General features: G+C 67.7%; 24 protein-coding genes and 4 tRNA genes. 11 read left to right on the top strand and 17 right to left on the bottom strand.

What is annotated here, in order from left to right; all coding sequences use genetic code 11:
- Window positions 1-38 precede the first annotated feature (38 nt).
- From AC3ENX_RS07675 to AC3ENX_RS07655, 5 genes are all read right to left on the bottom strand, one after another.
- On the bottom strand, window positions 39-701 hold the full coding sequence (locus AC3ENX_RS07675) for an SPFH domain-containing protein (RefSeq protein ID WP_434811274.1): 663 nt from the start codon (window positions 699-701) through the stop codon (window positions 39-41).
- A gap of 237 nt (window positions 702-938) precedes the next feature.
- On the bottom strand, window positions 939-3,083 hold the full coding sequence (locus AC3ENX_RS07670) for a 3-hydroxyacyl-CoA dehydrogenase NAD-binding domain-containing protein (RefSeq protein WP_434811273.1): 2,145 nt from the start codon (window positions 3,081-3,083) through the stop codon (window positions 939-941).
- 11 nt (window positions 3,084-3,094) lie between these two features.
- Complete coding sequence (locus tag AC3ENX_RS07665; RefSeq protein WP_434811272.1) at window positions 3,095-4,297, bottom strand: thiolase family protein; 1,203 nt, start codon at window positions 4,295-4,297, stop codon at window positions 3,095-3,097.
- A gap of 71 nt (window positions 4,298-4,368) precedes the next feature.
- A complete protein-coding gene (locus AC3ENX_RS07660; protein WP_434811271.1) occupies window positions 4,369-5,565 on the bottom strand; it encodes a ribonuclease D in 1,197 nt (398 codons plus the stop codon).
- Complete coding sequence (locus AC3ENX_RS07655; RefSeq protein ID WP_434811270.1) at window positions 5,558-6,148, bottom strand: DUF3000 domain-containing protein; 591 nt, start codon at window positions 6,146-6,148, stop codon at window positions 5,558-5,560. Before AC3ENX_RS07655 ends, AC3ENX_RS07660 begins: the two co-directional genes overlap by 8 nt.
- A 25-nt stretch (window positions 6,149-6,173) precedes the next feature.
- On the opposite strand from AC3ENX_RS07655, the gene AC3ENX_RS07650 reads away from it, so the two are divergent.
- The 4 genes from AC3ENX_RS07650 (at window position 6,174) to AC3ENX_RS07635 (ending at window position 10,459) form a co-directional block, all read left to right on the top strand.
- Window positions 6,174-7,391 (top strand): alpha/beta hydrolase family protein, encoded by a 1,218-nt coding sequence (locus AC3ENX_RS07650; RefSeq protein ID WP_488184908.1) that lies wholly within the window; start codon window positions 6,174-6,176, stop codon window positions 7,389-7,391.
- A gap of 9 nt (window positions 7,392-7,400) precedes the next feature.
- Window positions 7,401-8,429, top strand: coding sequence for a cell division protein ZapE (zapE, locus tag AC3ENX_RS07645; RefSeq protein WP_434811267.1), 1,029 nt, complete (start codon window positions 7,401-7,403; stop codon window positions 8,427-8,429).
- Window positions 8,430-8,626: 197 nt separating this feature from the next.
- Window positions 8,627-9,844: an ammonium transporter gene (locus AC3ENX_RS07640; protein ID WP_434811266.1), complete on the top strand. Its 1,218-nt coding sequence runs from the start codon at window positions 8,627-8,629 to the stop codon at window positions 9,842-9,844.
- A 69-nt stretch (window positions 9,845-9,913) separates the two neighbouring features.
- Window positions 9,914-10,459: a type II toxin-antitoxin system PemK/MazF family toxin gene (locus AC3ENX_RS07635; protein ID WP_434811265.1), complete on the top strand. Its 546-nt coding sequence runs from the start codon at window positions 9,914-9,916 to the stop codon at window positions 10,457-10,459.
- Window positions 10,460-10,510: 51 nt separating this feature from the next.
- Here AC3ENX_RS07635 and AC3ENX_RS07630 read toward each other — a convergent pair whose 3' ends face one another.
- A complete protein-coding gene (locus AC3ENX_RS07630; RefSeq protein WP_434811264.1) occupies window positions 10,511-10,813 on the bottom strand; it encodes a DUF427 domain-containing protein in 303 nt (100 codons plus the stop codon).
- A gap of 289 nt (window positions 10,814-11,102) precedes the next feature.
- On the opposite strand from AC3ENX_RS07630, the gene AC3ENX_RS07625 reads away from it, so the two are divergent.
- Window positions 11,103-11,792 (top strand): hypothetical protein, encoded by a 690-nt coding sequence (locus AC3ENX_RS07625; RefSeq protein ID WP_434811263.1) that lies wholly within the window; start codon window positions 11,103-11,105, stop codon window positions 11,790-11,792.
- 21 nt (window positions 11,793-11,813) lie between these two features.
- Here AC3ENX_RS07625 and AC3ENX_RS07620 read toward each other — a convergent pair whose 3' ends face one another.
- The 9 genes from AC3ENX_RS07620 to AC3ENX_RS07580 form a co-directional block, all read right to left on the bottom strand.
- Window positions 11,814-12,659 (bottom strand): phage major capsid protein, encoded by an 846-nt coding sequence (locus AC3ENX_RS07620; protein WP_434811262.1) that lies wholly within the window; start codon window positions 12,657-12,659, stop codon window positions 11,814-11,816.
- A gap of 233 nt (window positions 12,660-12,892) precedes the next feature.
- Window positions 12,893-13,309 (bottom strand): hypothetical protein, encoded by a 417-nt coding sequence (locus AC3ENX_RS07615; protein WP_434811261.1) that lies wholly within the window; start codon window positions 13,307-13,309, stop codon window positions 12,893-12,895.
- Window positions 13,302-13,982 (bottom strand): hypothetical protein, encoded by a 681-nt coding sequence (locus tag AC3ENX_RS07610; RefSeq protein ID WP_434811260.1) that lies wholly within the window; start codon window positions 13,980-13,982, stop codon window positions 13,302-13,304. The genes AC3ENX_RS07615 and AC3ENX_RS07610 overlap by 8 nt, the downstream gene beginning before the upstream one ends.
- A complete protein-coding gene (locus AC3ENX_RS07605) occupies window positions 13,979-14,728 on the bottom strand; it encodes a terminase large subunit domain-containing protein (protein WP_434811259.1) in 750 nt (249 codons plus the stop codon). Before AC3ENX_RS07605 ends, AC3ENX_RS07610 begins: the two co-directional genes overlap by 4 nt.
- Entirely contained in the window at window positions 14,725-15,126 is a 402-nt protein-coding gene (locus tag AC3ENX_RS07600; RefSeq protein WP_434811258.1) for a hypothetical protein, read from the bottom strand. Before AC3ENX_RS07600 ends, AC3ENX_RS07605 begins: the two co-directional genes overlap by 4 nt.
- Before the next feature lie 77 nt (window positions 15,127-15,203).
- Window positions 15,204-15,785, bottom strand: a complete 582-nt coding sequence (locus AC3ENX_RS07595; RefSeq protein WP_434811257.1) for a hypothetical protein — start codon at window positions 15,783-15,785, stop codon at window positions 15,204-15,206.
- 8 nt (window positions 15,786-15,793) lie between these two features.
- On the bottom strand, window positions 15,794-16,933 hold the full coding sequence (locus AC3ENX_RS07590) for an AAA family ATPase (RefSeq protein ID WP_434811256.1): 1,140 nt from the start codon (window positions 16,931-16,933) through the stop codon (window positions 15,794-15,796).
- On the bottom strand, window positions 16,930-17,175 hold the full coding sequence (locus AC3ENX_RS07585; RefSeq protein ID WP_434811254.1) for a hypothetical protein: 246 nt from the start codon (window positions 17,173-17,175) through the stop codon (window positions 16,930-16,932). Before AC3ENX_RS07585 ends, AC3ENX_RS07590 begins: the two co-directional genes overlap by 4 nt.
- Window positions 17,172-17,336: a helix-turn-helix domain-containing protein gene (locus AC3ENX_RS07580; protein WP_434811253.1), complete on the bottom strand. Its 165-nt coding sequence runs from the start codon at window positions 17,334-17,336 to the stop codon at window positions 17,172-17,174. The genes AC3ENX_RS07585 and AC3ENX_RS07580 overlap by 4 nt, the downstream gene beginning before the upstream one ends.
- A gap of 268 nt (window positions 17,337-17,604) precedes the next feature.
- Here AC3ENX_RS07580 and AC3ENX_RS07575 point away from each other — a divergent pair, with 268 nt between their 5' ends.
- Together AC3ENX_RS07575 and AC3ENX_RS07570 are read left to right on the top strand one after the other, a co-directional pair.
- On the top strand, window positions 17,605-18,174 hold the full coding sequence (locus AC3ENX_RS07575; protein ID WP_434811252.1) for a helix-turn-helix domain-containing protein: 570 nt from the start codon (window positions 17,605-17,607) through the stop codon (window positions 18,172-18,174).
- Window positions 18,175-18,227: 53 nt separating this feature from the next.
- Window positions 18,228-19,523, top strand: a complete 1,296-nt coding sequence (locus AC3ENX_RS07570; RefSeq protein WP_434811251.1) for a site-specific integrase — start codon at window positions 18,228-18,230, stop codon at window positions 19,521-19,523.
- Between the two features lie 18 nt (window positions 19,524-19,541).
- On the opposite strand, the gene AC3ENX_RS07565 is transcribed toward AC3ENX_RS07570, so the two are convergent.
- A tRNA-Val gene (locus AC3ENX_RS07565) sits at window positions 19,542-19,614 on the bottom strand.
- 95 nt (window positions 19,615-19,709) lie between these two features.
- On the opposite strand from AC3ENX_RS07565, the gene AC3ENX_RS07560 reads away from it, so the two are divergent.
- From AC3ENX_RS07560 to AC3ENX_RS07545, 4 genes are all read left to right on the top strand, one after another.
- The gene (locus tag AC3ENX_RS07560) at window positions 19,710-21,272 is read left to right on the top strand and encodes a D-alanyl-D-alanine carboxypeptidase family protein (RefSeq protein WP_434811250.1); all 1,563 of its coding nucleotides are present in this window, start codon (window positions 19,710-19,712) and stop codon (window positions 21,270-21,272) included.
- Between the two features lie 108 nt (window positions 21,273-21,380).
- A tRNA-Gly gene (locus tag AC3ENX_RS07555) sits at window positions 21,381-21,453 on the top strand.
- A 56-nt stretch (window positions 21,454-21,509) separates the two neighbouring features.
- Window positions 21,510-21,583 (top strand) — tRNA-Cys (locus AC3ENX_RS07550).
- Between the two features lie 26 nt (window positions 21,584-21,609).
- Window positions 21,610-21,684, top strand: a tRNA-Val gene (locus tag AC3ENX_RS07545).
- A gap of 35 nt (window positions 21,685-21,719) precedes the next feature.
- Here the strand turns inward: AC3ENX_RS07545 and AC3ENX_RS07540 are convergent.
- Complete coding sequence (locus AC3ENX_RS07540) at window positions 21,720-23,003, bottom strand: glutaminase (RefSeq protein ID WP_434811249.1); 1,284 nt, start codon at window positions 23,001-23,003, stop codon at window positions 21,720-21,722.
- Between the last annotated feature and the right edge of the window lie 7 nt (window positions 23,004-23,010).

Raw genomic sequence — 23,010 nt, 5'->3', positions numbered from 1 at the left:
GGCGGTCACGATCGCACCTCGCGATGAGGTCGAGCAACTCAACCACGGAGTGCCGCCGGCCACGCCGCCGCGAGCGCCCTGTGCGCCCGGTCGTCTCCGGTTGCCGTCAGCGCCTCCGACAGCAGGTAGCCGTCTGTCAGCGCATCGCCGGTGACGTCGACGGTCAGCAGCTCGATTCCGCACCGCCTTCGCACGCGCTCCGCGCACGCTGCGACGATCATCGGCCCCAGCACCGTGTTCGGGGGAAGGACCGCCCCACCGAGGTCGTGCACGATGTCGCGCAGTCCCGCGCCGATGATGTTGCCGGCGCGTTCCTTGACGTTGACCACGTCGAGCTCGAGCACCCGCAGATCGGCGCCGGTCACGATCGGCCGCCAATCGAACGACGCATGCACGAGGTGCTGGTGGCCGGCCGCACCGGTGAGCTGCCGCGGCGCCAGGTCCGTCGAGCGCACCCGCACATCGACCAACCGGTACCACGCGAGCACGGGAAAGGCCCCGTGGGTGCCCGGCCGCAGCACGACCAGCTCGCCGGGCTCATCACGGGGCGCACGGGCGGGCCTGCGAACGATCGGCTTGCCGTTGCGGGTTCTGATCGCGGCCGAGCCTTCTTCGACGGTGACGACGAAGAGCTTGAACAGTGCGGGGATCACCAACAACACCGTGAGGACAGCGCCACCGGTCTTGATCGCGGTGTTCATGGAACTCGCGGTGAACAACGAACTGACGGCTTCGACCATCCGAATGCGCTCCTCAAGTCTGGTGACGACGGGATCCGACGCGACCAGAATGCCCCGTCGACAAGCCCCCGAAAGCGCGTTTCGGGGCGCAGCGCGCAGAGTTCACCGGACCGTCGCCGACCGTTCGCTTCGCGGCTCGGACACGGAACGACCCCGCACGCTGACGCGATACGGGGTCGTTCCGGTGGAGCAGGTCGGTCAGGCTCCGATGCCGCGGATCGGCGGGTTGTGGAACGTGTCGCCGAACACGCGCTCGCTTGCGCCTTCACGGTCGAGGTAGGGGGTTGCCCCGCCGTCGATGAAGGGCCAGCCCGCGCCCAGGATGAGGCACAAGTCGATGTCCTCGACCTCGGGTACGACACCCTCGTCGAGCATGATCTTGATCTCCTGCGCGAGTCCGTCCTGCACGCGCTGCAGGATCGTCTCGGCAGATGCGGGCGTGGTGCCGATGGCATCCTTCGAGACCTTCTCCGCGGCTTTCGTGAAGCCGGTGACGCGACCGCCCTTGTCCTTCTCGACGACCTCGGGCAGCTCGGCGAGCTTGTGGAAGTTGTCGTTGGCGTAGAAGCGGTCGGGGAACGCGCGCACCATCGTGTCCTGCACGTGCGCGGCGACCTTCCAGCCGACGAGGTCGATGAGCTGGAACGGCCCCATCGGCAGACCCAGTGGGCCGAACGCCTTCTCGACGTCGGCCACCGGCGTGCCTTCGTAGACGGCACGGGCCGCCTCGCCCATGACCTTGGCGAGCAGCCGGTTGACGACGAAGCCCGGCGCGTCGGCGGTCAGCACCGCGTTCTTACCGAGGCCCTTCGCCACGACGAACGCAGTCGACAGCGCAGCCTCGGAGGTGTGCTCCGTCTTGACGATCTCGATGAGCGGCATGACGGCCACCGGGTTGAAGAAGTGGAAGCCGACGAGGCGCTCGGGGTGGGCGAGTTTCGCGCCGATCTCTTCGACCGACAGCGACGAGGTGTTCGTCGCAAGGATCGTGTCTTCGGCGATGATCCGCTCGATCTCACCGAACACGGCCTGCTTGACGCCGACCTCCTCGAAGACGGCCTCGATCACGAAGTCGCAGTCCGCGTAGAGCGACTTGTCGGTGGTGCCCGTCACGAGCCCGCGCAGCTTGTTCGCGCTGTCGGCATCCAAGCGACCCTTCGCCTCGAGCTTTCCGATCTCGTCGTGGATGTAGGCGACGCCCTTGTCGACGCGCGCCTGATCGAGGTCGGTGATGAGAACGGGCACCTGCAGTCTGCGCACGAACAGCAGCGCGAACTGGCTGGCCATGAGCCCGGCACCGATGATGCCGACCTTCGTGACCTTCTTCGCGAGCGCCTTGTCGGGCGCGCCGACAGGTCGCTTGGCGCGCTTCTGCACGAGGTCGAACGCGTACATGGATGCCGCAAACTGATCGCCGACGACGAGGTCGGCCAGGGCCTCGTCCTCGCGCGCGAACCCTTCGGCCTTCGTACCCGAGCGCGCCTTGTCGAGCAGATCGAGCGCGACGTATGGGCTCTTGGGCACGGTGCCGATCTTCGACTCGAGCATGCCGCGCGCCATCTTGATGGCGATGGGCCACTTGGTGAGGCGCTCGATCTTGCCGGGCTCGTTCTTGCGCTCCACCTTCGTCTTGCCCGACAGCACGCCGTCGGCCCAGCGCAGCGAGTTCTCGAGGTAGTTCGCCGCCGGGAAGATCGCGTCGACGATGCCGAGGTCGAACGCCTGCTGGGGCTTCAGCATCCGGTTCTGCTTGAGCGGGTTGCTGATGACGACCTCGAGGGCGTTCTCGATGCCGATGAGATTTGGCAGCAGGTACGCGCCGCCCCAGCCGGGGATGATGCCGAGGAAGACCTCGGGCAGCGCGATGGCCGCGGCCGACGCGTCGACGGTGCGGTACGTCGAGTTCAACGCGATCTCGAGCCCGCCACCGAGGGCGAGACCGTTCACGAACGCGAACGAAGGCACGCCGAGGTCGGAGAGCTTGCCGAGCACGTGGTGGCCGAGCTGCGCGACGAGCTTCGCGTTCTCACGCGAGCCGACCTTGGTGATGTCGGACAGGTCGGCGCCGGCGGCGAGGATGTACTGCTTGCCCGTTATGCCGACCGCCTGGATCTCGCCAGCCGCCGCGCGCGCCTTGACTGCGTCGAGCGTTTCGCCGAGCGCCGTCATCGTCGCGGGACCCAGCGTGTTCGGTCGGGTGTGGTCGCGTCCGTTGTCGAGCGTGATGAGTGCGAGGACCTTGCCGGACGGCAGCGTGATGTCGCGTGCGGTCGAGCGGGTGATCACCTCGTCACCCGTGAGCGCCTGAATGGGGGAGAAGTCGATGCTCTCGTAGTTCGTCATGTCGGCGTTCCTCAGCGCTTCTTACCGTTGTAGTGCGGGTTCTCCCAGATGACCGAGCCGCCCTGGCCGAGGCCCACGCACATCGCGGTGAGGCCGTAGCGGACGTCGGGGCGCTCGGCGAACTGTGCCGCGAGCTGGATCATCAGGCGCACGCCGGACGCGGCGAGCGGGTGACCGAGGGCGATCGCGCCGCCCCACTGGTTCACGCGCGGGTCGTCATCGGCGATGCCGAAGTGATCGAGCAGCGAGATCACCTGGATCGCGAAGGCTTCGTTGAGCTCGAACAGGCCGATATCGGTGATCGACAGGCCCGCCTTCTTCAGCGCCTTCTCTGTCGACGGGATCGGCCCGATGCCCATGATCTCCGGCTGCACGCCGGCGAAGGCGTACGACACGAGCTTCATCTTGGGCTTCAGGCCCAGTTCCTTCACGGCGCCGCCACCGGCCAGCAGCGACATGGTCGCGCCGTCGGTGAGTGGGGAGGAGGTCCCGGCCGTCACCCGACCGTGCGGACGGAAGGGCGTCTTGAGGGCAGCGAGATCCTCCATCGTCGTCTGCGGGCGACGTCCCTCGTCCTCCGTGGCGAGCCCCCATGCACCCTCGGCGTCCTTCACCGCGACCGACACCAGGTCGGACTGGAACTTGCCGGCGTCGTACGCGGCCTGCGCTTTGTGCTGGCTGAGCATGCCGAAGCGGTCGGAGCGCTCCTTGGTCAGGTGCGGGAAGCGATCGAAGATGCGCTCGGCGGTCACACCCATGTTGAGAGCTCCCGGGTCGACCATCTTCTCGGCGACGAATCGCGGGTTGGGGTCGGTGTTGCCGCCGATGGGGTGGTGGCCCATGTGCTCGACACCACCGGCGAGCGCGACGTCGTACATGCCCGCCGCGATGGAACCGGCCATCGTGGTGACACTCGTCATGGCACCGGCGCACATGCGGTCGATGGCGAAACCAGGCACGGTCTGCGGCAGGCCGGCCAGAATCGCGACCGAGCGGCCCAGCGTCAAGCCCTGGTCGCCGGTCTGGCTGGTCGCGGCGATGGCGACATCGTCGACGCGATCGGCGGGCACGCCCGCGTTGCGTTCCATGAGTCCGATCGTCGCCTTGACGGCGAGGTCATCAGCTCGTGTGTTCCAGTACATGCCCTTTTCGCCGGCACGCCCGAACGGGGTGCGCATTCCATCGACGAAGTAGACGTCCGAAAGCTCGGCCACACTGCCTCCAAAGGTAGGGATGATCCCAGCGTAGGGAGGCCGTCGGTCCGAAGAAATCGGTTGGGCCGAATCTACGAAGCGCGCTCCGAGCCGGGTGCGGGCTCGTGCACGGAACCGACAAAGGCATCGGCGATCACCTGTGCAGTTTGCCCAATCTGCCACGAGCGCGCGCCAAGCCCCGCGAGTGCCTCGCCGATGGTCCCGGCATCGATCTGGGTCGGCGGCGTCCACGCGACACGGCGCAGCAGATCCGGCGTCAGCAGGTTCTCTGTGGGCATCCCCAGGGCCGCTGCGACGGCCTCCACTTCGGGCCGCGCGGCCTTCAGCCGCGCATCGGCCTCGGGATTGCGGTCTGCCCATGCCCGCGGTGGCGGCATGCCGTCACCGCTGCCGCGCGCGGCAGGAAGCTCAGGGTCGACCCGGCCCGCCTCGATGGCAGCCCACCAGCGGTCGAGTTGACTGCGACTGGCGCGACCTGTGAACTCCTTCAGCCGTGCCAGATCGGCCTTCGTCGCGGGCTCGGCGCGTACCGCCGCTGCAAGGGCGCGATCGGGGACGAGTCGACCCGGTGCCGTGTCCTGCTCCCGCGCGTAGTCCTCTCGGGCCTGCCACAGGCTGCGCGCGACGGCCAGGGCACGCCGCCCCTTGACCGTGTGCAACCCACTCAAGCGGCGCCACGGCTCTTCGCGCGGAGGCTTTGCCGGGCGGGTGCGGACGGCCTCGAACTCCTCGGCCGCGAAGTCGGACTTGCCCTGCTCGGCCAGTTCCGCGACCAGGGCGTCATACACGTCGATCAGATGCAGCACATCGAGCGCCGCATACTCGAGCCACGATTGCGGCAGGGGCCTCGTCGACCAATCCGCCGCAGAATGCGCCTTGGCGAGTGTGATCCCGAGTGTGTCCTCGACGACGGCGCCGAGCCCGACACGCTCGTGGCCGAGAAGGCGCGCGGCCAACTCGGTGTCGAAGATGCGAGGCGGCACGAGTTCGACCTCGCGCAGCGACGGCAGATCTTGACTCGCCGCGTGCAGCACCCACTCCGCGTCGCCGATCACGGCCTGCAGCGGCGAGAGGTCACCGACGGCAGGCGGATCGATCAGGAACACTTCGGCCCCTCGTCGGTACACCTGGATCAGATAGGCACGCTGGGAGTATCGGAATCCCGAGGCCCGTTCCACGTCGACCGCGACCGGGCCGTTCCCCGCGGCGAGCGCCGCACACACCTTTTCCAGTCCCGCCTGATCGGCGATGACGTCGTACTCAGCCACGGATCGTCCTGTTCCCTCCGAAGACGGCGATCCCCTCCGAACCGGGCGGGAGCCCGGCCATCATGCACGTCACTTCGGCCCACGCATCCAGGTGCGCCCGCATGTCCCCGGCAGGGGACCATGATGCGCGCAGCTCGATCTGCGCTCCGTCGCCCTCCACCGCGAGCGAACCGAACCCCTTCGACAGGGTTTTCGTCGCTGTGGCGGACATCGAGTGGGCCGACGCGCTTCGAGTGCGCAACGCGTCCTCCAACCATGACCACGTGACGTCGGCGAGGAACGGATCCATGCCGATTTCGACTTCGAGCGGTGCTTGCGCGAAGCACACGACGCGCCACGCGCCGTTCCAGGCATCCGGTTCGTCGGGGTCATGGAGCAGGATGAATCGGCCAGTGCCGTACATCGAGTCCACGCCGTGCGCTTCCGGGCGCACGTCGCCCGCGAACGCGACCGCCTCGGGGGCCAGCGAACCGGGAGCGGGGATCTCGCGCACGACGAAATCGCTTCGGAACGTCATCGCACGCAAACCGTCGGCCACGGCGGAGAAGGCCGCGGAACCGGCCGGGGGACGGGGATCATCCACGCCGACAGACTAGAGTGAGCGCACGATGATGGCACCCAGGCGCGCCGTGCCCGGCGGCGCGGCACGGAACACCGCGTTGCGGGGGGCGTTGACGGTGACCGCTGCCGGGTTCGCCGCCGTCGCGGCAGTTTCAGCGGCGGTCTCGGTGCGCATGGCGCGCCGCATCGTGACCCCGGGCGGCCGGGTCGCCGACACCGATATCCTCGACGTCGACACATCGGCGCAGACCATCACCCTGCGACGCACCCCCGACACGGCGTTGCCCGGACGGTACGGGCTGTTCACGACCGGCACGTCGAGCTATGTGAAGCTGGGCACCGTCCTCTCCTCCGATACGACGCGGGTCACGCGGAAGCTGCTGACCGAGGTCGACGAGCATTCCCGCCTGTCGGCGAAGGCCGCGTTCAGCGGCTGGTACTTCGATCACCCCGACCAGCTCCACCTGCCGTACCGCGACGTACAGATCGACGCGCCGATCGGTCGCTGCCCGGCGTGGCTGTTCCCTGCTCCCGACGATTCGTCGCACACCTGGGTGATCCAGGTGCACGGCCGGGGTACGACGCGGGCGGAATGCCTGCGAGCGGTGCCGCTGTTCCACGCCGCCGGTGTGACGAGTCTGCTGGTCTCGTATCGCAACGACGGTGACGCACCCAGGAGCCGGGCCGGGACATACGCGCTCGGACTGACGGAGTGGCGAGACGTGGACGCGGCGATCACCTACGCGCTGCGCAACGGCGCGAGACGTGTGCTGCTGATGGGGTGGTCGATGGGTGGCGCGATCACGCTCCAGCTGTCGCTGAACTCGGCGCACCGCGAGCGGATCGCGGGCCTCGTGCTGGAGTCGCCGGTCGTTGACTGGCGCATCGTGCTCGGCTACCACGCTCGCCAACTGCGGGTACCGGCTGCGGTCGCGGGACTGGCGATGGGCACGCTCGAACGCGGATGGACCCGGGCGGTCACCGGCGCCGACACGCCCATACGATTCGACCGGCTCGATCTGGTGGCGCGGGCGGCGGAGCTTCGGCATCCCATGCTGATCCTGCACAGCGACGACGACGGGTTCGTGCCGTCGGATGCGTCGCACGGGCTGGCCGCAGCCAGGCCGGACCTCGTCGAGCTCGAGACGTTCTCGGTGGCGCGCCACACCAAGCTGTGGAACTACGATCCGCAGCGATGGGAGGCCGCGATCACGTCGTGGCTGGAGCGTCATATCGCTGCGGAGGACGACCGGGGCGGCGTCTAGGCTTTCGGTGTGAGCAGCACGTCGACCGCCATCGTCCATCTGAGCGACCGTCACCCGCAGGTGACCGGCGATGAGATGGTCGCGGCGCTCGTGCCACCGCCGCAGTTCGATGGTGCGACCTTCGACACCTACCGCGCCGATGCGGACTATCCCTCGCAGCAGGCGGCGAAGGATCAGCTGATCGCCTTCAGCAGCGGGGGAGCACCCGTGAAAGGCGGCGGCCTGTTCCGCCGGGCGAAGAAGGCTCCGGAGATGAAGCCGGGCGTCTACCTCGACGGCGGTTTCGGCGTGGGAAAGACGCACCTGCTCGCGTCGATCTACCACGCGATGCCCGCGCGCCGGAAGTACTTCGGCTCGTTCATCGAGTACACGGCGCTCGTGGGCGCACTCGGGTATCAGAAGACAGTCGAACTGTTCCGCGGTGCACAGTTGCTGTGCATCGATGAATTCGAACTCGACGACCCCGGGGACACGATGGTGATGACCCGATTGCTCGGGGAGTTGGTTCCCGGGGGGACGAAGCTCGCCGCGACCTCCAATACACCGCCGAACGCGCTCGGCGAAGGCCGATTCGCGGCGCAGGACTTCCTCCGCGAGATCCACGCCATGTCGGCGAGCTTCGAGACGATCCGCATCGACGGCACCGACTACCGCCAGCGCGCCGTCGACGGACACGCGCGGGTGCAGGACAGCGATGCGTACGAGGCGGCCCTGACCGAGGCGGCCGGCGGCGGGACGGCATCCGACGACGCCTTCGCCGACCTGGTCCGCCATCTCGCCTCCGTGCACCCCTCTCGCTACATCCGCCTCATCGCCGGTGTCGACGCGATCGGACTGCGCGAGATCACACAGCTCGACGACCAATCCGCCGCGCTGCGTTTCGTCGCGTTCGTCGACCGCGCGTACGACGCGCAGATACCGATCCGCGCGACGGGAACGCCGCTGGACGACGTCTTCAGCCAGGAGATGCTCGCCGGCGGGTACCGCAAGAAGTACCTCCGCGCCATCTCACGACTCGTCGCACTCACGCACAGCTGACCGCTGGATGCGGTGGCGGTTCCCGGCCCCGCGAAACGTGATGTTTACCTCACAGACACTTGTGTAACAGGCGCGAAACACGGCACGCACGACGCCGGTAACGGCACCTCGCGAAACTGGTCGCGCCCGAAAACGCCGCGTCCCGACGTCTGCAGCGGACCGGGACCGAGTTACACAACACATGAGTGAGGAACTTCATGGACAGCGGAAACCTCGCGTGGTCTGTCGCCGCGACAGCCCTCGTACTCTTCATGACGCCCGGCGTGGCGTTCTTCTACGGTGGCCTCGTCAAGGCCAAGAGCGTCGTCAGCATGATGATGATGAGCTTCGGTGCGATGGGCCTGGTCGGCGTGCTCTGGATCCTCTTCGGATTCAACATGAGCCTCGGCGGCGGCACGTTCGCCTTCTCCGGCAACCCGTTCGCCGACTTCGGCCTCGCGAGCGCTGACAGCGACACGCTCGTCGGCGCGACCTTCGGAGCCACCTTCGCCATCATCACCGTCGCGCTCATCTCCGGCGCCATCGCCGACCGCGCCAAGTTCGGCGCCTGGATGCTGTTCGCCGGACTGTTCGCGGTCGTCGTGTACTTCCCGGTCGCCGCATGGGTGTGGGGCGACGGCTGGATCTTCAACTGGGGTGACGAGACGGGCCTGCCCGCCGTCATCGACTACGCCGGTGGAACCGCTGTCCACATCAACGCCGGCGCAGCCGCACTCGCCCTCGCGCTCGTCCTCGGCAAGCGTGTCGGCTTCCAGAAGGGCATCAACAAGCCACACAACGTGCCGCTGGTCATGCTCGGTGCCGCGATCCTGTGGTTCGGCTGGTTCGGCTTCAACGCCGGCGCCGAGGGCACCTTCGGCCTGCTCGGCACCGAAGACCAGTCGGTCGGTCTCATCGTCGTCAACACGCTCGGCGCGACCGCAGCAGCCATCCTCGGCTGGGTCCTCGTCGAGAAGCTGAAGGACGGCAAGGCGACCTCCGTCGGTGCCGCCTCCGGTGCTGTCGCCGGTCTCGTCGCGATCACCCCGGCCTGTGCCGCCCTCGCCCCGGGTTGGGCGCTCCTGCTCGGCCTCATCGCCGGTGTCGTGTGCGCCTTCTCGATCGAGCTGAAGTGGAAGCTCGGCTTCGACGACGCGCTCGACGTGGTCGGCATCCACCTCGTCGGCGGCCTCATCGGAACCCTGTACCTGGGCTTCTTCGCAACGGGCACCGGACTGTTCGTCGGCGGCGACGCCGGCCAGCTCCTCTCGCAGACCGTCGCGGCCCTCGCGGTGCTGGTCTACTCCTTCGTCGTCGCCTACATCATCGGCTTCGCCATCGAGAAGACGATCGGCTTCCGCGTGAAGAACGAGGACGAGATCGCGGGCATCGACACCGTGGTCCACGGTGAAGAGGGCTACGCGCTCGTCGACTGATCCACATCTCGCACCCGAAGGGGCGCCGGGCTTCGGTCCGGTGCCCCTTCGGCGCGATACCGTGAAGCCATGACACCGAAGGACACCTCCCGCCGGGGGCTCTGGAAGGGGCTCGTCAACCTGTTCACCGGTGGTGCCGCGGTGCTCGACGAACAAGTGCAGCGACCACTCCCGGGCGAGACCGAGCGCGCGTCGAGGGGGTCCTCGGAGACGATCGAGATCGATCCGCCGACGGCGGACGGCCTGCGCATCACGTATGCGCCCGACCGGGATGGCGACCCCGACGCCGGCGAAGTGATCTGGACGTGGGTGCCGTACGCCGAGAACGACGGGCGCGGCAAGGACCGCCCGGTCGTCGTGATCGGTCGGATCAGTCCGGAGCGCGTGTACGCCGTACGAATGACCAGCAAGTCCCACGAGGGCGATCGCGACTTCCTCCCACTCGGGACGGGGGAGTGGGACGCGCAGGGGCGCGAGTCGTGGGTCGATATCGAACAGCTGTACAGCGTGCACCACGATGGCATGCGACGGGAAGCCGCGATCCTCGATCTCGAAAGATTCGCCATCATCGCGCAGGCCCTCACCCGACGTTACGGCTGGAAGGTCGGTGCATGAGGCCTTCACCGTGGTGACCCTGGCCGCAGCGAATCCCGGGATCGGGTGAGCTCAGTCGATGATCTGGACTCCGGGCGCGAACGCGACGTAGCCGGCGAAATCGCGACCGACGCGCTCGACCGCCCCCGGGAGCAGATCGGGGTATGCCCACGCACCGTCGGGAACACGCTGCTCGCCGGCCGTGATGTCGTAGTACTGGCACGCACCTTTCCAGGGGCAGGTGTACGGCGTGGGGCTCTCCGCAAGGGCGCCGTCGACGATGCTCGACGGCGGGAAGTACCAATTGCCTTCGATGCGGACGAGATCCTCCTGGGGCGCCTCGGCGACCACGGCACCGTCGATGACAGCCTTCATGGCTCCTCCTCTCCGTCGGTGTGCCGGCCAGTCTACGTTCACCCGAACGGACGAGGCCCGCTCGATCAGAAGATCGGCGGGCCTTCGGCGGTGGGCGATACCAGACTCGAACTGATGACCTCTTCCGTGTGAAAGAGCGAAGGGCCATCCCTTCGAGTCCCCGGGAGTCCCCTTCCGGCCCGGAATATCAAGGGTCGGGAGGGGACTCCTCCCGTTTGGTGACGACCGTTCACGTCGGCTCCCAGTGAGTCTGTCCACACCGTGTCCACACGCCCGATAGCCTTCGACAGTGACGAACCCTGCCCGCCACCTTCATTCGCAACTGGTCACCTGGTACGCAAACCCGAAAGGCGCGGCGGCCCATGCCCGCGGCCTGGGAGGGGACCAGAGCGCCGACGACACACACGGGATGCTTCGCGCAATGGGAGCCCTGATCGCGATTGACCGTGAGTTGACGGCGCTGGAGACTCGCGGCCGAAACATGGCTTCCTATCGGCGCATCTACCCCCAGTGGATGCACGGCGTGCTCGCCTACCCGCATGGTTGGACGACCACGCAGGGGGACTTTTCGATTCACGCGCTGGACTCGCTTGACCACCTTGCAGAACTTCTCGACCTGACCACGGCGGCACACGTTGCCCCCGAAGTCGTCGCGACGATACCCGCGATGCTCGACAACATCAGCGCACTCCTCGCGGAAGACGATTCGATCACTCCTCAACTTCGCGCCTATCTCCTCCGGCTAGTCCAGGAGACGAGAACCGCTGTCGAAGAGCACGACGTGCTGAACACCTTCGATCTGGACGTAGCGATGGAACGACTCTGGGTCGCGCTCCAGGCCGCGGCGGATCAGTCCGAGAAGAAGTCTGACAAATGGCGTTCGTTCTTCTCGCAGGTCGCAGTGTCAGCGTTCGGCGGCGCAATCGCATCCGCACCGACCGTCATTCAGGCCGCGCTGACCGCGGGCGGCGCAGGCTAGCGCGGCCCGCGACCAACGTGATCAGGCGCTAAGCGCGATCTTCTGAATCGCCGCCGCGTGCGGGAACGCGAACGACACGCGCATGGTCGCGCGGATCGCCGTGCGGTCACTGGTGAAGTACGCGGAACGGTCCACGGCCAGGTCCACGTCGTTCCGGCGCACCAGGATCGCCCGTACCTTCGGGATGCCCCACACGGTGCCCGCCGTCACGGCCGAGGAGACGAACAGCGGCACACCCTGAAGAAGCCGCTTCGACGGCTGAGTGGGGTCCGGGGTGAGAAGCGGGCGCTGGCTGGTCGTGGATTCCTTCAGGGTCGCGAGGATCAGCGCGTCCGCAGGGTTCGCCACGAACGAATCGACCATGAGCCCCAGGCCCTCCGCGTTCGACAGGGCCTCCGCGAACGGGTCGAGGTTCGCCCACGCCGAACCGGCGTCCACGTCCGCGACACCGGCCACGTCCTCCAGGCCCTCCGGCTGGACGGCACCGCCGCCGTTCGTGCCGAAGAATGCGGCGTCGATCTTGCGGGCGATATCCCGCGAGAGGCCGTCCCCGACGATGCCAGCGGCGGCGGGGCTGGTGTCGGCGGCAAGTTCGTTCGTGATGATCGTCAGGCCCGCGATCTTCGCCGGGGTCACGATCACGTCGTCCAGCGTCGGGTCCGACGCGGTGATTTCCGCGCCCTCCGCGACCCACGCGGCCGAGGGGTCCGCGGTGACCAGCGGAATGTGCGTGCGGGTCGCGTTCGTCGGGATGACGGTGGCGACCTGAGCGGCGACCGACTGACGCTCCACCGGGAGCGTGATGAGAGTCGAGATTGCGTCCGGGCTGATGCCCTTGACGTCGTTGGTAGTCGTGAAGAGAGTCACGAGAAAGCCCCTTCCAGAGCAGAGAGAAACGATGAGTTCTCGTCTGCCCGCAAGGGGCGTCAGAACGTGCCGCAAGGGCACGCCCTCAGTATACGACCGATCAGACACATGTGCGAGATTGACGGCCGCACCGGCGCGCCAGAATCGAATCTAAGCGCGTGGCTTGGCAGGACGACCAATCACCCCGCCAGGCCACGAAAGCCGCTCAGAACGGCGCACAACGCCGCCCAGCCCTACCGGAGCACGTCCGACCAGGACACAGGCGAGCGGAAGCCCTCAGCGCCCCCGAACGACTCCGCGCCAGACGGCCCGCCCCGGAACAGGTGGGGACGTTCCTGCCGCAGGCCGATCAGCGCCTCCGACACCTTCTCCGCGTCCACCAGGCCCGCCTCATCCAGCACCGACTCCAACGGCACCAGAGCCTGAACGTCCTTCACAGCGGACTCCACCACGCGGCCGTCCTTCGCCAGCGCCGCGAACCGGTCACCCTGCCACGCCGTCACCCGCTCCGACAGCGCATCCCGCTCCGTCTCGACCTCGCGGAGCCGGGAGCGCACAGCCGCCTCCGCGCGCCGCTTCTCTCGGAGCATCTCCGCCAGCCGCTCCGAGGGGAGCGCCGCCAGGTCGTCGTCCTTCACATCGTCAGTCATTGCTTGCTCCCTTCAGAGCATCGGTGTTCTCGACCACTTCCGGCCGAGAAATTGTGTTGTCCTGGAACAGCGCCAGAGACAGCGCCGTCACCAGGTCGCCGTGCCCCTCACCGGCACGCCGCTGTAGATCGAACGTGTCCCGCCCGGAGTCGCTGATCTTCTGCCGGAACGACACCAGTTCGCGCTCCAGCACCGGCCCCAACGCCAGCCCGTCCGCGACCCGCAGAGTGCCCTGCTGAAGGGGAACCTGAATCGCCGCGAGAAGGTCAGACTTCGGGACGTGCATGCCGTTCCGCTTCGCCCCCGCCGTGATCGTCACGCCCAGCGGATACGACGCGCCGAACTCCTCCGCCTGCCACGCCTCCACGAACATGTCGAACACCGCGCGGCCCACGCCCGTCCGGTCGATGAACAGGAGGCCGTCCCGCATGGCGTCCGCGCGCATCATCGTCGCCACGTCGTCCACGATCGCCGGATACGGCGTCCCCAGTTCCCAGCGCCGCAGGTGCCGCACATGCCGCTCCTCCCGGATCGACGGGCCGATCAGTTGCGGTGCCCGCCAGAACGCGCCCACGCTCACCAGCGGCGGCAACACCAGCACCCGCTCCACCACCACCAGGGCAGAGAAGTCCTGCCCTTGCCCGAGGTCCAGGCCCACCGTGTACGAACTCATGGCAACTCCAATCCCTTGACCAGCGGCGAGAACGCCGCGCGCACCAGTTCGGTGCCGAACAGTTGCGAATCCGTGTCCCCGAACTCGCATTCGTAATCCGACGCGAACGTGAACGACCCCAGAGCCGCCCGAACCTCCGCGATCCTCGCGGGCGTGTACTGGGCCGACTCGTACACCGTCACCTTGTGCCGCTCCCAGCCGTTCACCGGGTCCTCATGCAGAGCGTGGAACCAGCCCCGACGACCCCACGGCGTAGACAGAGCCCAGATCGCCCCATCACTCGCCACCATCGGAAGCACCGACGCGAAAATGTCATCCTCCACACGGGACGCCTCATCCAGCACGATCAGTCGCGCCCCACTGAAGCCGCGCGAAGTGCCCTCCGTGCCCGGCAGACTCACGATCCGCGACCCGTTCTCCAGGACCAACTCCGACCCCGAATCCCGCGACGGCTTCGCCCGCCCCAACCCCCGATAGAGGGCCTTCACCCGCAACAGCATCTCGTCCGACTGACGCTGAGACGGCGAGATAATCAGCACCAGCGACCCCGGCTCAAACACCGCCACATGCAGAGCCTTCATGCTCGTCGTCTGCGTCTTCCCCACCTGCCGGGCACACAGCACCAGCGTCCGCGCCGACGACGACCGCAACAGCCGCTCCTGCCACGGCTCAGCATCGAACCCCAGCCGCCGCCCGAACACCACCGGGTCCAGCGCCGCCGCGAGGTCCTGCCCCAGTTCACTCACGACCCCGCCTCCAACGCCAGCGCCACAGCCCGCCCCGCCTCCGGGAACGGCCGAAGCGCGGTCAGCACCACACCGCGGAGCGCATCCCACTCAGGGGACGCCGTGACATTCAGCACCTGCACCTGGGGCCGGTCGTCCAGTTCACCCGTCAACTTCGCGATCAGTTCAACCGTGGACCGGAGTTCCCGGATCGCCTGAAGCGACAGCGCCGCCTTCCCCTCAGCCTCAGCCGCCGCCAGCACCCGCTCCGCCCGATCATGCAGAGCCTCCAGCCGGTCCAGTGCCGTCCGTGCCCCCGCCGTCTCCCGCTCCGCCGCCACCGCTTTCAGCGCAGGGGACAGGTGCCCGCGACGATGCCGCCCCACCGCGTCACGAGTCAGCCCGAATCGCTCAGCCACCGCTGTGTCCGTCTGCCCCGACACCAGCGCCGCGTCCAGGGCCTCACGCTCAGGGTGCGCACACCCGCCGCACCGGCTCACTGGTCGCCCTCCAGCGCCGCGAGGTCAGCCGCGAGGGCGCGGGCGTACTGACGATAGGCGCGTGCCTCATCGTTCGCGGCCCGTGTGTAGTCCCGGACAGCCGCGCCGACGACCGGCAGATGGCGCTCCAGGATGCGGATGACAGGCCACGCATGCTTGCCAACGTTCTGCCGTGCCCGGTCAGCCCGCATAGCCTCTCGACGCGCCTCCAGCACAGCCGCCGAGGGGCGGATGCCGTGCGGTCGCGTGCGATCCTCTCGCACCGTGCCCTCTTCCTCCGTGGGGAAATCCTGGACCTCAGAGCCGCGAGATTCCGCGGCGTGTGGACGACGTGTGGACAGGCCCTCAGCGCCATCACCGGCCGACTGTGTGGACTCCTGGGACCGCGTGCGGAAGGAAGAGGACGAAGCGATGGCTTCGATCTGTGCGGCATTGTCCTGAATCTCGCGGCGGAGGTCGTTGCGGGTGCCGTAGTGGGTGGGGAGTTGGCCGGTGTTGATGATGTTGTCGAGCCATGCGTGATCGCTCACGGTGCTCTCCTTCCTGTTGGCTTCGGACGGTGTTTCGGACAGTCGCACGGTGCGTCCTATCTGTCCGGTGTGTCCGGTTGGTCCTGTGAAGCGGAGAGAGAGGACACATTTTGCTCTCGCGCGAGGGTGTGGAATCCGGACAGTTCGGACACTTCGGACGCCGTGTGTGTGGTGTCCGTTTCGGTGTCCGGTTGCCAGCCGAGGGGTGCGAATCGGCCGCGTTCGGCGCGTTGGATGCGGCCGGATTCGGTGAGGCGGCGGAGGTAGCGGGACACCTTGTCTTCAGGTTCTCCGACTTCGGCGGCGACTTCGCGGGCGCTGACAGGTTCGGCGGCGTGGCTGACGGCGGCGACGATCTGGGTGGACACGTCTCCGAGGGTGCTCGTGTCGCGGTTGAGGAGGTCCTGGACGGTGAGGGACGTTTCTCCGAGGAGTCGGGCGCGGCCGACTGTGGCTGTGGAGCCGTCTGGGAGCGGCACGGCGGCGGATTCGACGCTGAACGCGAGGGAGGGTTTCCGGGCGCTGTAGTTGCTCTTCTCGACGCTCAGGATGCGGTCGTCTGTCTCTTCATCGACGGCGAGGACCAGGAGGGAGCGGGCGATGTCGCGGAATGCGTGGGACCCGGACACCTTCTCTCCGGCGCGGCCCCCGCCCTTGTTGAAGTGGGCGACGCAGACGATGGCGATGCCGAGGTCAGCGGCCATTGATGCGAGGGGGTCGAGGTTGCGGCGCACGTCCTCCAGCCGGTGGGAGTCGCCGGACATGAGGCTGATGATGGGGTCCACGATGAGGACGCGCACGCCGAGTTCCTGGATGGTGTGGCGGATGCGGGGGAGGTCGTCCGCGAGGGTCGCGCCGGACACCCACGTTTCGCCGTTCTCGTCGGTGACGCGCACGCCGTCGATGGCGTGGACGTGGCGGAGGTCGGCCCCGGCCGCGATGAGGCGCGGCACCAGCACGCGGGCCAGGTCGTCCTCTCCGTTGATGATCGCGACGGGCGACGGGCCGGTGAAGTCACCGACCGACCCGCCGAGCGTCCATCGGGCGATGTAGTGCGCGAGGATGGTGGACTTCGCGATGCCGGCCGCTCCGGCGAGGATCGTGATCGTGTGCGTAGGAATCTGGTCCCGCACAGCCCAGGTGACGGGTTCGGGCTGGATCATCGCGAGGGGCGTGACCAGCAGTTCGCGGCTCACCGGTCGCCTCCGAGTGCGGCGCGCCAGGCGCGGACGGTGTAGGCGTCAGGGCCGGTGACCTGGACGGTTGCGGTGTCGGGGATGAGGTCGGCTACGTCTGCGGGGACGCTGTTGCGGCCGACGTTGATGCGCACGGTGTCGCCGGGCTGGAGGCCGTCGAGCGCGTGCCGGATGGCGCGGCGGGTGTCGTAAGCGGTGCGGGACCGTGCGAGGTCGAGGGAGACGCACCCGAGGACCCTCATTCGGTGACCTCCACTCCGAAGAGCGCGAGGAGACGCGCCGATGGGATGAGGACGCGCCCGCCGATGCGCACGGACGGGATGTCGCCGCGGGCGATGGCCTCATAGGCGCTGTTGCGCCCGATGCGGAGGACTCGCGCGGCCTCTTCGACGGTGAGTGTCACCGGGAGAGGGTCGGGGAGGTCGAGACGGACAGATGACGTCGAAAGCATGGAGGGCTCCAGGCGGCTCGCAGATGAGTGATTGCGGCCCGCGCCTGGCTCTACCTGGTCACGGTGCTAGCGACTCCGACTCCTGGTCGGGGTGTCGCCCCGTTCAGCGCCCATACCCTCCAGGCGGATGCGCTGTCGGAACAGTTGTACCACACAAATGGCGGCATTTCCGGTAGTCTGGGTTTCGAGAGTTCTCGAATACCGATTGAAGGGTTACAGGGTGGAACCGGAGATTCCGAGCACGATGACGATGCGAGAGATCATCGCGCACAACATCAAAACCCTCCGCAAGAGCGGCGTTCAGGAAGGTCAAGCCGCGTTCGCTGAGCGGCTGAAGACCCTGGACCCAAGCAAGCGTGCGTGGTCCGTGAACCGCGTCAGCGAAGCGGAGCGCGGCGAACGCAACTTCACAATGGACGACTTGGTGCTGTTCGCGCGCGCGCTCGGTAAGCCCGTCTCACGCCTAATGCTGATCCCCGTCGGTGTCGAGAGCATCCGCATGGACAACGGCGAGAACGTGCCGCGAAGCGCACTCCAGGACTCAGGTACGCACCCCGACGCACCGGAGGAGTATCTGCTTGAGGTCGGCCGTGCGGTACTCGACCACATAGAGAAGGCCGAGGAACTGGCGAAGAGTCTGGGCGTGATCGGCGGGATGATTCGCGGCGCTCAGATCGCCGCCGAAACTCTCGCGGGCGACTCCGCCAGCATCCACAGTTTGACGGCGACCGCGCGCCGCGACATTCTCCGCCACAAGCGCGGCAACGCTCCCGAGGTCGGCACGATCTGACCGGGAGCCCATCGACCACCCGGCCAGTTGCCGGGGGAGAAGGGAAGAACCCCATGAAAGGAACGACGGCGCACTATCAGCGCCGCTGTGGATGCCGCGAGGACGGCAAGCAACTGGGCGCGAAGTGCCCGAAGTTGAGCAACCCGAGACACGGCACCTGGGCGGTGTTCGTGAACCAGCCCGCCACACACAACCAGGAGCGCCAGCGCATCCGCAAAGGTGGGTTCGCGTCGAAGGGTGCCGCCGAGGAGTGGGCCAAGCCCTACCTGCGCGCGTCACTCGACGGCCAGCGACTCACCCCCACGCGGGAGACGCTGACGACGTACCTGCCGACGTGGCTGAAGCGGCGCGAGACGATGGGCCGGACACTGAAGCCCAGCACCCTCGCGGTCTACGAGTTGTATGTGGGTGTGATCCTGGGCCACCGGGTCGCATCCATCCCGCTCACCGAACTCCGCCGCGCGGACGTTCAGGCGTTCGTAGACGACATGGCGAAGTCTCGCGGGGCTCAGTCGGTCGCCAAGATCATCACCGTTCTGAAGTCGGCCCTGTCGGCCGCCGAGCGCGCGGAAACGATCATCGCGAACCCTGCCCGGCTGGTGGAGTTGCCGACCGTCCAGGCGAAGGACAAGACGCTGTGGACCCCAGACCAGGCGTCCGCGTTCCTCACCGCGGCGAAGGAGTCGAGCATGCTCCACTTCTACGAACTCGCCCTGTACACCGGCCTCCGTCGCGGCGAACTCGCCGGGCTCCGCTGGTCGGACGTGGACATGGGCGGGAAGGTGCTCCGCGTGAACACCAACCGCGTCCAGGTCGCGCGCCGCGGCGGAGAGTACGGCGCGAACGTCTCCGAGGGCACGGCGAAGAGCCGCGCCGGGCAGGGGCGAGAGGTCGGGCTGGGACCGCGTGCACTCCGCGCGCTCAGGGCCCAGCGGCTCACACAGAACGCCGCACGAGTCGCGGCGGGTGAAGCATGGGAGGAGTCCGGCCGAGTGTTCACCACCGCGGACGGTCACCCGATCATGCCCGAGTACCCGTCAAAGCAACTCGCGGTGATTGCGAAGCGCGCAGGGCTCACCCCGATGCGCCTCCACGGGTTCCGTCACCTGCACGCGACCCACCTGCGCGAGACGGGGGCTGACGGCTTCCTAATCGCAACCCGACTGGGCCACGCACAGGCCCACGTCACCGCCATCTACGCGCACGTATCGCTGGGCGCGCAGACGGAGGCGGCGGACCGTGCCGAGCGCATCGTGCCCGACACGCTGTCCACACAACCGGCGATTCTGTCCACACAGCCCGCTTCTGAGGGCACGAAAAAGCCCCGGTCGTTCGCGGCTTCCGCGTGATTCCGGGGCTAAATCCTGTGGGCGATACCAGACTCGAACTGATGACCTCTTCCGTGTGAAGGAAGCGCGCTACCAACTGCGCCAATCGCCCGTGGCCCCTGCGGGCCGAGCACCAAGCTTATAGGATGCCAGCGCGGTGACGTAATCGGGTCGAGGAGCGACCGGTCAGTCGTACCTGGGGGAGTCATGGGCAGCTTGTTCCGTCGTGCAGCGGGTGTGATCGCCGCCGTCGCCGTTGTGACCGCCTTGCTGGTCGTCGTACCGGGTTCGGCCGCCGATGCCGCAACGCGGGCTACAGGCCGCATTGTCGGCGACGCCGAAACGACCACGAGCGTAGCGGCATCGCAGCGAGCCCGTCCCGAAGGCCAGACGGCCCCCGTCGTCCTCCTGGTGAGCCAAGACTCCTCGACCGAGGCACTGAGCGCGGCGCCGGTGGCGGCCGCGCTCGGCGGCCCGATGCTTCTCGTCGGGCGCGACGGCATTCCGGTTTCGGTCGTCGAAGAGATCAGGCGCCTGCGCCCGGATCGCCTCATCATCGTCGGTGGCACCGGCACGATCTCCGCGCGCACAGAAGAACGAGTGCAGAAGCTCGCTCCCTCCGTCGAACGGATCGCCGGCTCGAATCGATATGGCACTTCGCGAGCGCTCGTACGGTCAGCGTTCACGAACGAGAGCGAAGTGTTCATCGCTACAGGCCGGAGCTTCGCGAATGCGCTCGTCGGTGGTGCGCTCGCTGCGGCGCGTGGTGAGCCGCTGATCGCCGTCGACGGGCTCGCCGACCGTGTGCCCGAGCGCACGCTCGACCTCGTGAGCGATCTTGGGGCGAAGCGCGTCGTGCTGGTCGGCAACCCGGACTCGGTGAGCAGCGGCATCTATCGGCAGTTCGCACGGTCCGGTCTGGAAGTCGTCCGGTTGAAGGCCGACAGCGCGTCGGAGATGTCCGCCGTCATGGCTCGACGCTTCCCCGAGTCGGCCGATCGCGTCATCGTCGCGAACACCACCGACTACCGCGGCGCGATGGCGGGGTTGACATACGCCATCGTCCGCCGATCGCCGCTCGTGCTCAGCGGGCGGATCTGCGCCGACCGGCACCTGCAATCGGCCGTGCGCGCGGTCGATGCGCATGGCGTCGCCGTCGTCGGGTCTCCTCGGATGCTCCGTGGCCTCGTCGCGCGAGTGACACCGTGCCGCAGTACCACTGACCCGTCGAGCACGTGGGTTGTCGCGAACAAGAAGAACGCGCTGCGTCCGACGTCGTACCGTCCCTCCGACCTGCAGTACGTGTCGGGCACGGGGTACCTGCTGCGAAAGGAAGCCGCGACCGCGTTCCAGAAGCTGCGCTCGGGCGCGTCGACTGCCGGCGCAGGGCGCCTCGGCCTCACCAGCGCCTACCGCAGCTATGCGACGCAGAAGTCCCTTTACGCAGGCTACGTGGCATCCAACGGTCGCACCTGGGCAGATCTGCACTCAGCGAGGGCCGGACACTCCGAGCACCAGACGGGATTCACCGTCGACGTCGTCGCATGCGGCAGCGGTTGCGGATCGATCTATTCCTTCGCGGGAACGCGACAGCAGAAGTGGGTCGCCGCCAATGCGTGGAGGTACGGATTCGTTGTTCGGTACGAGAAGGGCTACACCGACATCACCGGCTACACCTCTGAGCCCTGGCATCTCCGGTATGTCGGGAGAGAGGTCGCGGCCGACTATCACCGCGGGGGTTTCCACACGCTGGAGCAGTACTTCGGGTAACCGGCGGCGCCCCGATACTGAGCCAGACACGCGCGGGACGCTCCCGGTTTTGCAGAGCGCCGATCGTCGGCTAAAGTCATTCAAGCGCCCGGAGAGATCCGGGAGCACGCGGATGTAGCGCAGTTGGTAGCGCATCACCTTGCCAAGGTGAGGGTCGCGAGTTCGAGTCTCGTCATCCGCTCGAGTGCGGGGATTCCTCCTCGGAGGAACCACGTCACGTGGGTCCGAACCACACGCGGTGGCGTGGCCGAGAGGCTAGGCACCGGCCTGCAAAGCCGTTTACACGGGTTCGAATCCCGTCGCCACCTCCACTCTTGCAACTGAAGAGCCTGTATAGGCGCGATTGGCGCAGCGGTAGCGCGCTTCCCTGACACGGAAGAGGTCACTGGTTCGATCCCAGTATCGCGCACCACCGAAACCCCCGGCCACGGCCGGGGGTTTTCTTATTCACCCGCGGGTGGCCGCTCCGGCGTCCTCGTAGCGGTCGGGCACGTACCCGCCGCGCGGCTGCTCGCCATGCACGATCTCACCGGTTCCGGCCTCAGCAGACCCCAGCACGCGATCGGGGTCGACCAGTCGCACGGGATGACCGTCGGCATTGAGCCGGCGGATGCCTTCCAGCAGCAACCGGCGGGCGACGTCGTTGACGTGGTGCACATGGGTGAGATCCACCACGACGACATCCTCGCCCTCGCGCTCCTCGGCGAACGTGCGCAGCACGCGCTCAGCCTCGACGAACCGCAGATCGCCCGTCACCTCGAGCACCGGAATACCGTCGTGCAGCCGCCGGCGCACGACCGCCGGCGCGACCTCGGCGGCATCCATCAGATGCAGCCCCATGTCGCGGTTGAGTCGTTCGAAGATCCGCACCCCGCGCACGCTGTTGCCGTGCTCGTCCAGCCGCGGCGAGAACGCGGCGATGCCGACCTGCCCGGGCAGCACGCCGACGAGACCGCCGGCGACCCCGCTCTTTGCAGGGATGCCGATATGGGTCAGCCAGTCGCCGGCCGCGTCGTACATCCCGCACGTGGCCATCACGCTCAGCACCTGACGATTGACCTCGGGGGAGAGCACGCGCGAACCGGAGGGTGTGCGACCGCCGGCGGCCAGCACCGCGGCCATCCGGGCGAGGTCGCGCACGGTGACGGCGACCGAGCATTGACGGGTGTATCCGCGGACGACCTCCAGCGGCGGCTGTTCGAGCGTGCCGACGGTGCGCAGCATGTACGCGATCGCGGTGTTGCGGTCTGCAGTGGACAGTTCCGATTCGAACACGGCCTCGTCGATGCGCAGTCGCCGGCCCGCGATCTCGGAGTAGAAGTCGAGGATGCGGCGGTCGCGCTCGTCCTGGTCGGCGCCTTCGACGAGCCCGTGCGCGGCGATCGCCCCGGCATTGATCATCGGGTTGCGCGGCCTGCCGGTCGCCTCGTCGAGGGAGATCTCATTGAAGGCGTCACCGGACGGTTCCACGTCGATCGATTCGAGCACCTCGTCGAGGCCGCGGTCGGCGATCGCCAGCGCGTAGGTGAACGGCTTCGAGATCGATTGGATCGTGAACTCGAGGTCCGCATCGCCCGCGGCGTACACCTCGCCGTCCGGGGTCGCCAGCGCGACAGCGACCCGATCCGGATCGGCCGCCGCCAGCTCGGGGATGTAGTCCGCGACACCACCGCCATCGTCGGCACACGCGTCGAGCAGCAATTCCAGATAGCGACCGATCGGCATCCTCATGGCCACC

Source organism: Microbacterium sp. bgisy189 (genome assembly GCF_057707225.1).
The sequence above is the reverse complement of the archived record's forward strand: the minus strand, read 5'-3'. Positions and strand labels throughout refer to the sequence as shown.

Excerpts from the sequence above, each read along its gene's own strand:
- AC3ENX_RS07560 (WP_434811250.1), top strand. The coding sequence starts at position 19,710 with ATGGGCAGCTTGTTCCGTCGTGCAGCGGGTGTGATCGCCGCCGTCGCC.
- AC3ENX_RS07675 (WP_434811274.1), bottom strand. The coding sequence starts at position 701 with ATGAACACCGCGATCAAGACCGGTGGCGCTGTCCTCACGGTGTTGTTG.
- AC3ENX_RS07570 (WP_434811251.1), top strand. The coding sequence starts at position 18,228 with ATGAAAGGAACGACGGCGCACTATCAGCGCCGCTGTGGATGCCGCGAG.
- AC3ENX_RS07615 (WP_434811261.1), bottom strand. The coding sequence starts at position 13,309 with ATGACTGACGATGTGAAGGACGACGACCTGGCGGCGCTCCCCTCGGAG.
- AC3ENX_RS07670 (WP_434811273.1), bottom strand. The coding sequence starts at position 3,083 with ATGACGAACTACGAGAGCATCGACTTCTCCCCCATTCAGGCGCTCACG.
- AC3ENX_RS07610 (WP_434811260.1), bottom strand. The coding sequence starts at position 13,982 with ATGAGTTCGTACACGGTGGGCCTGGACCTCGGGCAAGGGCAGGACTTC.
- AC3ENX_RS07650 (WP_488184908.1), top strand. The coding sequence starts at position 6,174 with ATGATGGCACCCAGGCGCGCCGTGCCCGGCGGCGCGGCACGGAACACC.
- AC3ENX_RS07635 (WP_434811265.1), top strand. The coding sequence starts at position 9,914 with ATGACACCGAAGGACACCTCCCGCCGGGGGCTCTGGAAGGGGCTCGTC.
- AC3ENX_RS07630 (WP_434811264.1), bottom strand. The coding sequence starts at position 10,813 with ATGAAGGCTGTCATCGACGGTGCCGTGGTCGCCGAGGCGCCCCAGGAG.
- AC3ENX_RS07640 (WP_434811266.1), top strand. The coding sequence starts at position 8,627 with ATGGACAGCGGAAACCTCGCGTGGTCTGTCGCCGCGACAGCCCTCGTA.
- AC3ENX_RS07585 (WP_434811254.1), bottom strand. The coding sequence starts at position 17,175 with ATGAGGGTCCTCGGGTGCGTCTCCCTCGACCTCGCACGGTCCCGCACC.
- AC3ENX_RS07540 (WP_434811249.1), bottom strand. The coding sequence starts at position 23,003 with ATGAGGATGCCGATCGGTCGCTATCTGGAATTGCTGCTCGACGCGTGT.